Origin of the sequence: Burkholderia sp. Ac-20349 (assembly GCF_017104865.1) — a bacterium.
In the GTDB taxonomy this organism is placed as follows: Bacteria; Pseudomonadota; Gammaproteobacteria; order Burkholderiales; family Burkholderiaceae; genus Burkholderia; species Burkholderia aenigmatica.
Genome location: NZ_JAAGPM010000031.1, coordinates 34,049 through 46,145, shown reverse-complemented (window position 1 = coordinate 46,145; position 12,097 = coordinate 34,049). Strand labels below are relative to the sequence as shown.

Below are 12,097 nucleotides of genomic sequence, written 5' to 3'. Positions count from 1 at the left end.
TGACCCGCCGCGATGTTGGTCCGCTACACAATGTGGATGTTGCGCGGGTTCTTGATCTCGGCCAGCGCCTCGAGCGTCGCGCGGCATTGAGATTGCGCTTTGAGCGCTAGCCGTAGGTTCGCCTCCATCTGGTTCAGATACTCGCAGTGCGCCGATTTGCGCGCCAGTTGATTGAAAACCATGTGCAGCGTGTTCGCCTGCGTTAACAGCATCGCCTCCACGGCGGACAAGTCGCCAGCCTTCATCTACTTTCCCACGATCAAGTACGGCAACGACAGCGACGAAAAGCGCCTGACGTTGAAGCTGATCGGGAAGCACGAGTATTCAACACACTCGCCAAATCGACTCGTCGCGCTCGGTAGACCACCGGTTCCGTTCGACTTGCGATCAAAGATCGATTGACTCTCAACATCAGCCCTAGTACACTTCGCGCCGCGGGGTGGAGCAGTCTGGCAGCTCGTCGGGCTCATAACCCGAAGGTCGTAGGTTCAAATCCTACCCCCGCAACCAATACCGAAGCCCGCTCTGCGAAAGCAAGCGGGCTTCTTGCTTTCCGCATGCACTGCTGCGTGCGCACTGCCTGCCAGCATCGCATACGAGTCGGCGCACATTCAGCCGCCGGCGTCCCCTGCGACACACGATCGCAACCCGTCCGATCGCCACGGCCCCACACCGCACATTGCGTAGAATTCCGAACCTTCTTCAGCATCCGGACTCACGCAATGATTCGAGCGATCGCGGCACTCGCCGCGCTGTCAGCGATGACCGGCACGGCTACCGCCGCCGATACCATCACCGCGCCTGCGAAGCCGCGCTATGTCAGCCCCGGCATTGCCAACATCACGGGCGCAGCGGCACCGCGCGCGGAACACCCCTCTTCCAACTCACGCTGCCGTGAACTGGCCGCCGGCATCGACGCCGTCACGCACGCCCCCGACCGCGGCCAGAAGGTCGTGCGCGGGATGGGCCCGGACGGCAAGGCGCGCAACGAACTGCGCGCTTACGACAAGCGCGCCGATCTCGAAACCGAGCATCACCGGCTCGGCTGCTAATCACGAACGCAACGCCGCCCGGTCATTTCACGCCGGGCGTCCGTGCCTTCACGCGTTCGCGCCGCCATCGATCGTCAACCCGGTCCCGTTGATCGACCGCCCTTCCGGCCCGACCACGAACGCGACGAGTGCCGCCACGTCGTCCGCCTTGCCGTACTGCGGAATCGCCATCCGCGAACGTTGCGCGCTGGCATGTTCGCCGTCGGCCGGATTCATGTCGGTATCCGTCGACCCCGGATGCACGATATTGACCGTGATGCCACGCGGGCCGAGATCGCGCGCGAGCCCCTGCGTCCAGCCGATCAGCGCGGCCTTGCTCGCCGCATAGAGGCTCATCCCCGCATCGGGCACGCGCGTGGCGAGGCAACTGCCGGTCGACACGATGCGCCCGCCCTCCCCGAGATGCCGCGCCGCCGCCTGCGACGCGACGATCACCGCGCGAACGTTCACGTTCAGCGTCGCGTCGATATCGTCGAGCGTGAGGTCGTCCAGCGCGCCGGCCCGGAATATCCCCGCGTTGTTGACGAGGATGTCGAGACCGCCGAACGCCTCCGCGGCACGATCGACCGCGTCGCGCACGGCCACCGGATCGGCGCTGTCGGCCTGGATCGCGACGGCGCGGCGGCCCAGCGCCTCGATGCCGGCGACGACGGCCTGCGCCCGCTCGGCCGATTTCTCGTAGGTGATCGCGACGTCCGCGCCATCGGCCGCCAGCCGTTTCGCGATCGCCGCACCGATGCCGCGGCTGCCGCCCGTGATGAGTACACGCTTGCCCTGAAGTCGGTTCATGTCGGTTCCTTTCCTCATTTATGTAACGACCGACACAGAATGTGGCAAGTTGCGCGCCACAGTCAATTGATTTAATTTATCGATCGATACAGATATCGATGAAGGAACGGACGCAATGGCTGAGCGAGGCCGACCGAGAAGCTTCGACAAGGAAGCGGCGCTGGATCGCGCGATGGAGGTATTCTGGCGCCTCGGCTACGAAGGCGCATCAATGACCGACCTGACGGCCGCGATGGGCATCGCGTCGCCGAGCCTGTATGCGGCGTTCGGCAGCAAGGAAGCGCTGTTCCGGCAGGCGCTCGAGCACTACGGCGCAACGGAAGGGCGGGAAATCTGGGGGGGCGTCGAACGGGCCGGTAGCGCGCACGACGCCGTGCGGAATTACCTGATGGATACCGCACGCGTGTTCACGCGGCGGTCGAAGCCGGCAGGCTGCCTGATCGTGCTGTCGGCGCTGCACCCGGCCGAGCGTTCCGATACGGTCCGGCAAACGCTGATCGCGATGCGCGAGCGCACGGTCGAGAATCTGCGCGAACGCCTCGCGCAAGGTGTCGCGACCGGCGAGATTGCGGCGCAAGCGAACCTCGACGCGATCGCGCGGTACTACGTGACGGTCCAGCAGGGGATGTCGATCCAGGCTCGCGACGGTGCGAGCCGTCGCGATCTGGAGGCCGTCGCGCAAGCCGCACTGGCCGCGTGGCCGGCACTCGTCGGCACGGGTGGCGCGAGCGGCGCGTAACGGCAGGACGCCGCCGCGCGCCGCGCCGGCACGTTACTGCTTTGCCGCGTGCTGCACGTCCTTCGACGCATGCCACACGCGATAGCGCACCTCGAAGCCATCCGGCACATAGACGACGAGCGGCAGGCGGCTGTTGTAGCGCAGCAGCTGGCCGTCACCGCGCACCTGCACGAACCGTTGCTGCGGCGCCTGGCCCGGGCACGCCATCAGCGTCGATGCCGGCCCCTTCACGTCGGTGAGCTGGTAGTACGTATAGCCCCAGCCCTTCACGTCCTCGGCGGTCAGCTCGCCACCGAACCACTGCTGATTGCAGTCGGTCTGCAGCGTCTTGCCGATCATCAGCTCGACGCGCACATCGCCTTCGTTCTCGAGCGCGGGCAGCGCGATCACGACGCGCTGCTGGCCGGCCGCTGCTTGCGGAAACATCTTGATCGACTCGGCCGGCACGGCGGGCGCCGATGCAGGCCCGGCCACGCAGGCGGCGGCAGTCGTCACGCAGAAGGCGGCCAGCGCGGCCCGGATCGCGAATTTCATCGATGTACTCCTGAAAACAAATGAGCCCCGGATGCTAACACTTTCGTCGCACGACCTTACGACGCTGTAATTTGAAGACACAATTGCAAACAGCTGGCAATTCCCTTGCGCGGTACTTATAGGGGAACCAACGGAGAACATCATGCTGAAGCTCATTGCTGCCGCCGGCGTAGCGACCCTGCTGGCCGGCTGCGTCGTCGCCCCGGACGCCGGATACGGCTACGGGCAGCCCTACTATTCCGATCCCGGCTACGGGTACGCGCCGTCGCCCGTGTACGGCACGGTCAATATCTGGGGCGGTGGCGGCGGCGGACGCGACTGGGATCGCGGCCGGCGCGATTACCATCGCTGGGACGGCGATCGCGGCAACCGTGGCGATCATGGCGACCGCGGCAATCGCGGCAATGGCTGGGGGCACGGCGACGGGCGCCGAGGCGACTGGAACGATGGCGGCGGAGGCGGCGGCCATCGCCACTGACGCGCATTTGCAACCGTTTGTATCCGTGCACGGCCCGCCGACGGCCGACACGTCATGCAGGCGAACGAACGGCTGCGCAAAAGACCAAGGCCCTCGCATCAAGCGAGGGCCTTTTGTCGTCCACTGCGGAGAAGTGATCGTCAGCGGCGCCGGCCGTCCGGCGCCGACCGCTCACGCGCCACGCGTCCGTCCGCTTACCAGCCGGCCGGCTGCGCGTAGCCGCCCGACACGGGCGCGCCGCACACATACGCGCGCTGGTAGCGGTCGTAGCAATAGTTCGGGCCGTCGTCCTGGTACTGCGCCTGCTGGTAGGTCGGATAGGCGGGCTGCTGGTACGCGGGCGCCTGGTAGTACGTCGGCGGCTGATAGGCCGGTGCCTGGTACGCGGGTGCCTGATACGCGACGGGCGGATTCATCGCGGACGTCACGATCGCGCCCAGCACCGCGCCGCCGATCAATGCGCCGATGACGGCGCCGCCGTCGCGGCCATGCGCGGACGCCGGGCCTGCCACGGCAAGCGAACCGGCGAGGACACACACTGCGGCAATTTTTTTCATGATGGACTCCCACGCGAAGTGGTACTGGATGCGATGCATTGTGGCGGCACGCGGCCGTAATAGATGCAGCAAGTGGTAACGCGCGATTACCGGTATCACGCACACCGAAACGCGCCGCCGCCGTGCTACGATTTTCGGCATACAGGAGACGCCTTCATGCAGCCCGAAACCGCCCGCCGTTTCGATACCGAATTCGCCCCGCGCATCGCGCAGGCGATCGCCGCCTTCTTCGCCGAACACGTGCTGACCGACGTCGTCCCGTATGGCGGCCACGGGCACCCGACGCGCGTGCAGATCCGCAGCGCGCCGCATGAGCATGTCAGCGGCTTCGATCATCCGCTGAACCTCGAGCTGACCTGGGACACCGACGAAATCGAGCGGCTGATGGAACCGGACGGCCCGCAGCGCTTCGAGCACTACCTGGCCGCACTGCCGAAAAAACTGGGCGCGTGGCAGGGCGCACGCGACATCGATCTCCTGTCGCGCACGCAGGCCGACCCGCTCGTGCGGCTCGGCGGCCTCGACTTCGAAGGCTGAGTGCCGGCGTCGCGCAATGCGGCCCGGTGATACACTCGACCGGCCCCGCTCCGGTGCCGTTGCGCCGGCCGGGCCGCTCATCGCCGCCACCACCCTTCCGCATGGTTGCGCACGCAACCGGCAACCGGGCGCGCGGACAACCACGCATTTGCTCCCGCCATGAACGCCGATACCGGCCTGCCGCTTCCGCAACGCTACTGGGCGATCCTCTGCGTCGCACTGGGCATCACGCTCGCCGTGCTCGACGGTGCCATCGCGAACGTCGCGCTGCCGACCATCGCGCGCGACCTGCACGCATCCGACGCCGCATCGATCTGGATCGTCAACGCGTATCAGCTCGCGGTCACGATCACGCTGCTGCCGCTCGCGTCGCTCGGCGAACGCATCGGCTATCGCCGCGTCTACATCGCCGGGCTCGCGCTGTTCACCGCGGCGTCGCTCGGCTGCGCGCTTGCCGGCTCGCTGCCGATGCTGGCCGTGATGCGCGTGATCCAGGGTTTCGGCGCGGCCGGCATCATGAGCGTCAACGCGGCGCTCGTGCGGATGATCTACCCGTCGTCGATGCTCGGGCGCGGGCTGTCGATCAACGCAATGGTGGTGGCGCTGTCGTCGGCGATCGGGCCGACGGTCGCGTCCGCGATCCTGTCGTTCGCGTCGTGGCCCTGGCTCTTCGCCGTCAACGTGCCGATCGGCATCGCCGCGGTATTCGGTAGCCTGCGCGCGCTGCCGGCCAACACGCTGCACGATGCGCCGTACGATTTCGCGAGCGCGCTGATGAACGCATGCGTATTCGGCCTGCTGATCACGGCCGTCGACGGCCTCGGCCACGGTGAAGGCCACGCGTACGTCGCAGCCGAGCTGGCCGTCGCGTTCGTCGTCGGCTACTTCTTCGTGAAGCGCCAGCTGTCGCAGCCGGCGCCGCTGCTGCCCGTCGACCTGATGCGCATCCCGATGTTCGCGCTGTCGGTCTATACGTCGATGGCGTCGTTCACGTCGCAGATGCTCGCGTTCGTCGCGCTGCCGTTCTGGCTGCAGAACTCGCTCGGCTTCTCGCAGGTCGAGACGGGCCTCTACATGACGCCATGGCCGCTCGTGATCGTGTTCGCCGCGCCGCTCGCGGGCGTGCTGTCGGATCGCTATTCGGCCGGCATCCTCGGCGGGATCGGGCTCGCGCTGTTCGCAGCCGGGCTGCTGTCGCTCGCGACGATCGGCGCGCACCCGGGCACCGTCGACATCGTGTGGCGGATGGCGCTGTGCGGTGCGGGCTTCGGGTTGTTCCAGTCGCCGAACAACCGCGCGATGCTGTCGTCGGCGCCGCGCGAACGCAGCGGTGGCGCGGGTGGCATGCTGAGCACCGCGCGGCTGACCGGGCAGACGCTTGGCGCCGCGCTCGTTGCATTGATTTTCGGGCTCGTGCCCGATCGCGGGCCGACGATTGCGCTCTATGTCGCCGCGGCATTCGCGGCAGTGGCCGCAGTCGTCAGCATGCTGCGCATCGCGTCGCCACGGCCGGACGCCGCGACCTGACACCGGCGCACACCGCCCGCCGATCCGCGCGTCATTCGGCGTCGAGCGCGTCCAACACGAAACGCACGCGCGCCTGCACGCTCTCGCGCGGCAGTTCGATCAGCCGGTAGCCATATGACGTGTAGCACTCGACCATCGCGTCGTAGGTACGCACGGCTTCCGCGAAATCCTGGCGGCGCTCGGTGTCCTGCGCATAGATGTCTGGCCACGGCGGTGCGATGAACACGCGCCCGTGATAGCGGAAACGGCGGGCCGCGGCTTCCGCATGCGCGGGTACCGCCAGCCCCGTCAGCCGCAGGTAGCCGACCACGTCCGGCACGCCGCGATCGAAGAACACGGGCCCGCGTGCGTGGTGCGCGAGATCGTACGAGCGCATCTCCCAGCTCAGCATCAGTTCGGCGAACGCAGCCGGGTCGCGCCACGGCAACGCCTGGCCGTTGATCGCCATCTGGTCGCGGATCACGCCGCGCCCGGCTTCCTGCGAGCGCGCGAAACCGGCGTGCTCGAGCGCGTCGAGCAACGTGCTCTTGCCCGATCCCGGGCCACCGGTCACGACGAAAAAGCGGCGGGTCGCGTCGTCGGCGCCGCCGGGCGCCTGCACGAACTCACGCATGCGCGATCCGCCGGCCCGCGCGCCGCGTGACCGACGCGGCGGCCGCGACACTGCGCAAGTCGGCGACGAACGTATCGCGCCAGACCGACAGGTCGTTCCCGCGCAGCCGCGCGAGGTTCTCCTCGTGGCGCGCCTGCCGCTCCGCGAGCGGCATCGACAGCGCGCGCTCGAGTGCCTCGGCCATCTGCGACAGGTCATACGGGTTGACGAGGAGCGCGCCGGTCAGCTCAGCCGCCGCGCCCGCGAACTCCGACAGCACGAGCACGCCCGGATCGGCCGGGTCCTGCGACGCGACGTACTCCTTCGCAACGAGATTCATCCCGTCGCGCAACGGCGTCACGTAGCCGACCTGCGACATCCGGAAAAACGCCATCAGCAGGTTGCGCTCGTACTTGCGGTTCAGGTACTGGATCGGCGTCCAGTCGAGTTGCGAGAAGCGACCGTTGATGCGACCGGCCTCGCCTTCGAGCGTTTCGCGAATGTCCTGGTACGTCTTCACGTCGGAACGCGTCGGCGGCGCGATCTGCAGGAGCGACACGCGCCCCTGCCAGCCCGGCGCGTTCGCGAGCATCCGCTCGAACGACTGGAAGCGCTCGACGAGCCCCTTCGAATAATCGAGGCGGTCGACGCTCATCACCAGCTTGCGGCCGTCGAGCGCCTCGCGCAGCATCTTCACCGGCTTGCGCGTGCCGTACTGGACGGCCGCCTGCGCGATCGCGTCGGGATGCACGCCGATCGGATAGGCGGCGACCTTCACGACGCGACCGTGCGCATGCAGCATCCCGTCGTCGCTCGCCGCGCCGATCCCGCGCCGCTCGATGTAGTCGGTGAACGCCTGCTTGTCGGCCTCGGTCTGGAAGCCGGCCACGTCGTACGCGCACATGAACTTCACGAGCTCCTCGTGCGGCGGCACGAGACGCAGCATGTCGGGCGACGGAAACGGAATGTGCAGGAAAAAGCCGATCGGATTCTTCACGACGAGCTCGCGCAGGTAATGCGCGAACGGCAACAGGTGATAGTCGTGCACCCAGATCAGGTCGTCGGGACGCAGCAAGGCGGCGAGCTGCTTCGCGAGCATCGCGTTCACGCGCAGATAGCCCGCGTACTCCTGGCGATCGAAGCGCGCGAGATCGCCGCGGTAATGGAACACCGGCCACAACGTCGCGTTCGAGAAGCCGCGGTAATACTGATCGTAGTCGCGCCGGGTCAGCCCGACCGTCGCATAGGTGACGTTGCCGTCCCGCTGGATCGCGGGCTCGGTGTCAGGGGCGCCGACGATCTCGCCGTTCCAGCCGAACCAGACGCCGCCCGTTTCCTTCAGCGCGTCCATCACGCCGACCGCCAGGCCGCCCGCGCTCGGGCGCGTGTCCTCGCCGGCGGCGACACGGTTCGATACCACGATCAATCTGCTCATGCGGCTTCCCCTCCTCGATTCGATTGGCTGGCGCGCGGCGCGCGCCAAGGCGGACACGGCTGCCCGAAGGCGGCCATGCGGCGATTCAGTTGTGAGCAATGCAGGTGTGAAAGGCAGCAGCGGAATTCGGCGGCAACGGCATCAGGCGTCCTGCTCCTGGCCGAGATCGCGCTGATAGTCGAGCCCTTCCGGGCGGGCGCCGCCCTGGTTGTGATCGCCATCGGACGGCGTCTCGCCGGGCGCGCCGGCAGGCGGTGCCGACGGCGCGTCGGTCTGCGGACGCGGCCGGTCCGCCCCAGCATCGGGCGGCCGAGGCGAAAACCGTTTCGAACGGCGCATGGCTGGGTGTCTCATGTGCGGCGCGGCCCGAGGCCGTCGTAGAAACATTCCATAACTGAACAGTCTAGGTCGCTTCCTTGCACGTCAGAGTAACAATTGCCTTCAATTTGTAACGTTTCGACCCCTCACGATTCATCTATCCGACAATAGCGCCGCGCGCACGCGCGCGGCATGCCGTCCGGCGATTTGTCAAAGCTTTGCAGTTTTCCTATGACAATTGCGAAACAATGACGCGGCATGAGGGCGCGCACGCGTTGCCGCTCACCCAGACAGGACTTGCACTCAGGGATGAACATTCGTTTCGAATCGCCGCGTCGGGCCATGCCGGCGCGCGTCGTGCTGGCCGCGATCGCCACGGCCGCACTGCTGTCCGGCTGCAACTCGCTGTACAGCGAGGGCGCGACAGCCGGCGCCGGTATCGCGGGCGCCGCGATCGCCTCCAAGGTCACCAACAACGCCGCCGTCGCGACGGGCATCGGTCTCGGCGCCGTCGCCGGCGCGCGTGCGGGTGTCCAGTACACGCAGCGCGTCGCACACCGTTACACACAGGAACAGATCGCGAAGGCCGCCGGCCCGCTCGACGTGGGCGGCGTCGCGCCGTGGTCGACGCACCACTCGTTCCCGATCGAGGACGACGAGCAGGGTCGCGTGACGGTCAGCCGGATGATCAGTGTCGGCCCGCTCGACTGCAAGGAAATCGTGTTCGCGGTCGACACGCCCGCGAAACCCGACAAGGCCGCGCAATCGGCGTTCTACGTCGCCACGATCTGCCGCGACGGCCCCGTGTGGAAATGGGCGTCGGCCGAGCCGGCGACCGAACGCTGGGGCGCGCTGCAATGAGCGTCGCGCTCCGTATCGCGGCCATCGGCGCACTGTGCGCGGCGACGGCCACGCTGTCGGGCTGCGGGTCGGTCGGTGCAGCGAGCGGCGCACTCGCCGGCGCGGCGACGGGCCTCGTCACCGCGAATCCGGCGGTCGGCGTCGGCGTCGGCATTGCCGTGCAGGCCGCGACCGACGAAGCCGTCAACCGCACGATGAAGCAGCTCCATCAGAAACAGCAGGACGCGATCGCGAAGGTGGTCGGCAGCCTGGCCGTCGGCGAAGTGAAGCCGTGGAAGGTGAAAAACACGCTGCCGCTGGAAAACGGCGAAGGCGAGGTGCGCGTCGCGCGCGCTTACTCGACGCCGCTCGCGCTGTGCAAGGAATTCGCGTTCTCGGTGAAGGACGGCAACAAGGCCGACTGGTATTTCGCGAATGCCTGCCAGCAAGGCACGCACTGGAAGTGGGCGTCGGCGGAACCGGCGGTCGATCGGTGGGGGAATTTGCAGTAAGCAGCCCCGCTGCCCCGGACTTCGCACGAACCCCCATCACCCTGCCCTCGATTCCGGCAGACAATGCATCGTCCGGATTCCGGACAATCGATCCGGCTCAGCGGACGGCTTTCCCGATCAGATCGCTCAGATAGCGCTCCAGCACGCTGAACCGGACGATCGACGCATTCCGCCACGTCGGATGCGGACTCGCCGCGGCCCTGACGTCGACCGGCAAATCATCCCTCAGCCACATCTCCGGAACGTGCAGCCTGGTGTACGTCCCGCCCGCGATTTCCTCAAGAACCATGTGTCCGCACCACGGATATTCGTGGAACGAACCGGATAGCGTTCGGACGAACATGAGGGCACGCTCCCCGACTTGCAGCGGTACGTTACCCCAGGTCGGTGGACCGCCGACGAACTCGATCTCTGCCCCGAGATGGTCCTGTGTGATGCACTTTCCAGTGGAATAGATGTGCTCGACCTTCGCACGAAAAACTTGCGGGCGCGGAGAATCGAGAACGGCTATGAGCACCAGATCGAACGTTTCCGCCGCGACGGTATAAAGCCCCTGCTTCTCGCTCATGGGTGCCTTTGGGATCGTTGACGAGGTACGAAGGCATCGAATCAGCGACGCAATCGCAGGGATTCGTTGCGCCAGCCTCCGGCCTCTTTCCTGTCAGCGCATCAGCGATGCGCATCTCCGGCAGATGTCCCGGCCGCAACGCACACAGCGTCCTGCTACGCCAACGAACCCGGCGCCACGGATAGGCCGCGTTCGCATTGACTCGAAGCGATCGAATGAAACCGCGAAACCGGCATTCGGGCGACATGCGCCCGAATGCCTCGCCGACTTCAGGACTCGACGTCCTCGAGACTGAAAATCTCCGTCTGGTCGTTGTACGAGAAGATCTCGCCGTAACGGCCCCAGTCGATCACCGCGTCGAGCGTCTCCTCGGCGGCGCCGTCCGACAGGAAATCCTCCAGCTCCTGCTCGAAGCGCACGCGCGGCGCACGATGCCCCGGGCGTTCGTTCAGCACCTTCTTGATCCGCGCCGCGAGCGGCACGTGCTTCAACAGGTGATCCGCGAACATCAGCTTGCGCTCCTGCGTGCCGAATTCCGCGAACACGCGTCCCGGCGGCGTCAGGAACACGTCGCCTTCGCGCACATCGGCAAAGCCGAGGTACTGCAGCACTTCCGCGATCGGGAACAGGTCGTCGACCTCCAGATGCAGCGTGCGCGCGATTTCCGGCATGTCCGCGCGGCCATGGTACGGCGCCATCGCGAGCGTCTCGATCAGGCCGGCCATCAGGTTGGTCGACACCTGCGGCAGCCAGCTGCCGAGTTCCAGCCCCTTCTTCGTCGCCTCGCCGGTCTGGCGGGCGGTCATCTTCGCGTAGATGTCGTCGACCAGCTTGCGGAACGCCGGGTCGAGCCGGTTGCGCGGATGCTTGAACGGCACCTTGATCTCGGCGATCACGCGGCCCGGATTCGACGACAGCACGAGGATCCGGTCGCACATGAACACCGCTTCCTCGATGTTGTGCGTGACGATCAGCACCGACTTGATCGGCATCCGGCCCTGCGTCCACAGGTCGAGCAGGTCGGTACGCAGCGTCTCGGCGGTCAGCACGTCGAGTGCCGAGAACGGCTCGTCCATCAGCAGGATCGTCGGATCGACGACGAGCGCGCGCGCAAAGCCCACGCGCTGGCGCATGCCGCCCGACAGCTCGCGCGGGTACGCGTTTTCGAAGCCGTCGAGACCGATCAGGTCGATCGCGGCGAGCGCACGCTCGCGCCGCTCGCGCGCGCCGACACCGAGCGCCTCGAGACCGGCTTCCACGTTCTGCAACACGGTGAGCCACGGGAACAGCGCGAAGGTCTGGAACACCATCGCGACGCCTTCGGCCGGGCCGGTCAGCGGCTTGCCGAGATAGGTCACTTCACCGCCGGTCGGCTCGATCAGCCCGGCGATGATCCGCAGCAGCGTCGACTTGCCCGAGCCGGAGCGGCCAAGCAGCCCGACGATCTCGCCCTCGCGCAGCGACAGGTTCGCATCGTCGAGCACGAGCAGTTCGCCCTGCGTCTTGTTGAAGCCGCGACAGACGTGATCGACGCGCAGGATTTCCTCACCGAGGCGCGGCGGCTGGTTCGTCTGGACGGGGGCGTTTACAGCATTCGGATTGTGCATCGCGTTTCGCTC

General features: G+C 67.0%; 16 protein-coding genes and 1 tRNA gene. 8 read left to right on the top strand and 9 right to left on the bottom strand.

Going from position 1 to position 12,097, the window contains the following annotated elements; genetic code table 11:
- Positions 1–23 precede the first annotated feature (23 nt).
- The gene (locus G3N61_RS13470) at positions 24–245 is read right to left on the bottom strand and encodes a hypothetical protein (RefSeq protein ID WP_241017730.1); all 222 of its coding nucleotides are present in this window, start codon (positions 243–245) and stop codon (positions 24–26) included.
- Positions 246–433: 188 nt separating this feature from the next.
- On the opposite strand from G3N61_RS13470, the gene G3N61_RS13465 reads away from it, so the two are divergent.
- Positions 434–510 (top strand) — tRNA-Met (locus tag G3N61_RS13465).
- Between the two features lie 212 nt (positions 511–722).
- On the top strand, positions 723–1,052 hold the full coding sequence (locus G3N61_RS13460) for a hypothetical protein (protein WP_089451081.1): 330 nt from the start codon (positions 723–725) through the stop codon (positions 1,050–1,052).
- A 48-nt stretch (positions 1,053–1,100) separates the two neighbouring features.
- Here the strand turns inward: G3N61_RS13460 and G3N61_RS13455 are convergent, their stop codons facing one another.
- Entirely contained in the window at positions 1,101–1,841 is a 741-nt protein-coding gene (locus G3N61_RS13455) for an SDR family NAD(P)-dependent oxidoreductase (protein ID WP_205822682.1), read from the bottom strand.
- Between the two features lie 115 nt (positions 1,842–1,956).
- Between G3N61_RS13455 and G3N61_RS13450 the strand changes: the two genes are divergently transcribed.
- Complete coding sequence (locus tag G3N61_RS13450) at positions 1,957–2,580, top strand: TetR/AcrR family transcriptional regulator (RefSeq protein WP_205822681.1); 624 nt, start codon at positions 1,957–1,959, stop codon at positions 2,578–2,580.
- A gap of 33 nt (positions 2,581–2,613) precedes the next feature.
- Here G3N61_RS13450 and eco read toward each other — a convergent pair whose 3' ends face one another.
- Complete coding sequence (gene eco / locus G3N61_RS13445) at positions 2,614–3,114, bottom strand: serine protease inhibitor ecotin (RefSeq protein ID WP_205822680.1); 501 nt, start codon at positions 3,112–3,114, stop codon at positions 2,614–2,616.
- 142 nt (positions 3,115–3,256) lie between these two features.
- On the opposite strand from eco, the gene G3N61_RS13440 reads away from it, so the two are divergent.
- Positions 3,257–3,592 (top strand): hypothetical protein, encoded by a 336-nt coding sequence (locus G3N61_RS13440; protein WP_122945987.1) that lies wholly within the window; start codon positions 3,257–3,259, stop codon positions 3,590–3,592.
- Between the two features lie 194 nt (positions 3,593–3,786).
- On the opposite strand, the gene G3N61_RS13435 is transcribed toward G3N61_RS13440, so the two are convergent.
- Entirely contained in the window at positions 3,787–4,188 is a 402-nt protein-coding gene (locus G3N61_RS13435) for a hypothetical protein (RefSeq protein WP_011352835.1), read from the bottom strand.
- A gap of 117 nt (positions 4,189–4,305) precedes the next feature.
- Between G3N61_RS13435 and G3N61_RS13430 the strand changes: the two genes are divergently transcribed.
- A complete protein-coding gene (locus tag G3N61_RS13430; RefSeq protein WP_043189678.1) occupies positions 4,306–4,686 on the top strand; it encodes a DUF5594 family protein in 381 nt (126 codons plus the stop codon).
- 159 nt (positions 4,687–4,845) lie between these two features.
- Positions 4,846–6,213, top strand: a complete 1,368-nt coding sequence (locus tag G3N61_RS13425) for an MFS transporter (protein WP_043189681.1) — start codon at positions 4,846–4,848, stop codon at positions 6,211–6,213.
- Between the two features lie 31 nt (positions 6,214–6,244).
- Here the strand turns inward: G3N61_RS13425 and G3N61_RS13420 are convergent, their stop codons facing one another.
- The 3 genes from G3N61_RS13420 to G3N61_RS13410 form a co-directional block, all read right to left on the bottom strand.
- Positions 6,245–6,826, bottom strand: a complete 582-nt coding sequence (locus G3N61_RS13420) for an AAA family ATPase (protein WP_205822679.1) — start codon at positions 6,824–6,826, stop codon at positions 6,245–6,247.
- Entirely contained in the window at positions 6,819–8,240 is a 1,422-nt protein-coding gene (gene otsA, locus G3N61_RS13415; RefSeq protein ID WP_205822678.1) for an alpha,alpha-trehalose-phosphate synthase (UDP-forming), read from the bottom strand. Before otsA ends, G3N61_RS13420 begins: the two co-directional genes overlap by 8 nt.
- Positions 8,241–8,381: 141 nt before the next feature.
- Entirely contained in the window at positions 8,382–8,579 is a 198-nt protein-coding gene (locus G3N61_RS13410) for a hypothetical protein (protein ID WP_043189690.1), read from the bottom strand.
- Between the two features lie 288 nt (positions 8,580–8,867).
- On the opposite strand from G3N61_RS13410, the gene G3N61_RS13405 reads away from it, so the two are divergent.
- Together G3N61_RS13405 and G3N61_RS13400 are read left to right on the top strand one after the other, a co-directional pair.
- Entirely contained in the window at positions 8,868–9,419 is a 552-nt protein-coding gene (locus tag G3N61_RS13405) for a hypothetical protein (protein ID WP_043189694.1), read from the top strand.
- Complete coding sequence (locus tag G3N61_RS13400; protein ID WP_205822676.1) at positions 9,416–9,910, top strand: hypothetical protein; 495 nt, start codon at positions 9,416–9,418, stop codon at positions 9,908–9,910. Before G3N61_RS13405 ends, G3N61_RS13400 begins: the two co-directional genes overlap by 4 nt.
- Positions 9,911–10,007: 97 nt before the next feature.
- On the opposite strand, the gene G3N61_RS13395 is transcribed toward G3N61_RS13400, so the two are convergent.
- Positions 10,008–10,478, bottom strand: coding sequence for a hypothetical protein (locus G3N61_RS13395; protein ID WP_205822674.1), 471 nt, complete (start codon positions 10,476–10,478; stop codon positions 10,008–10,010).
- A 269-nt stretch (positions 10,479–10,747) separates the two neighbouring features.
- Positions 10,748–12,085 carry a nitrate/sulfonate/bicarbonate ABC transporter ATP-binding protein gene (locus G3N61_RS13390; protein WP_039368511.1) on the bottom strand — a complete coding sequence of 446 codons (1,338 nt, stop codon included), beginning with the start codon at positions 12,083–12,085 and terminating at the stop codon, positions 10,748–10,750.
- Positions 12,086–12,097 lie beyond the last annotated feature (12 nt).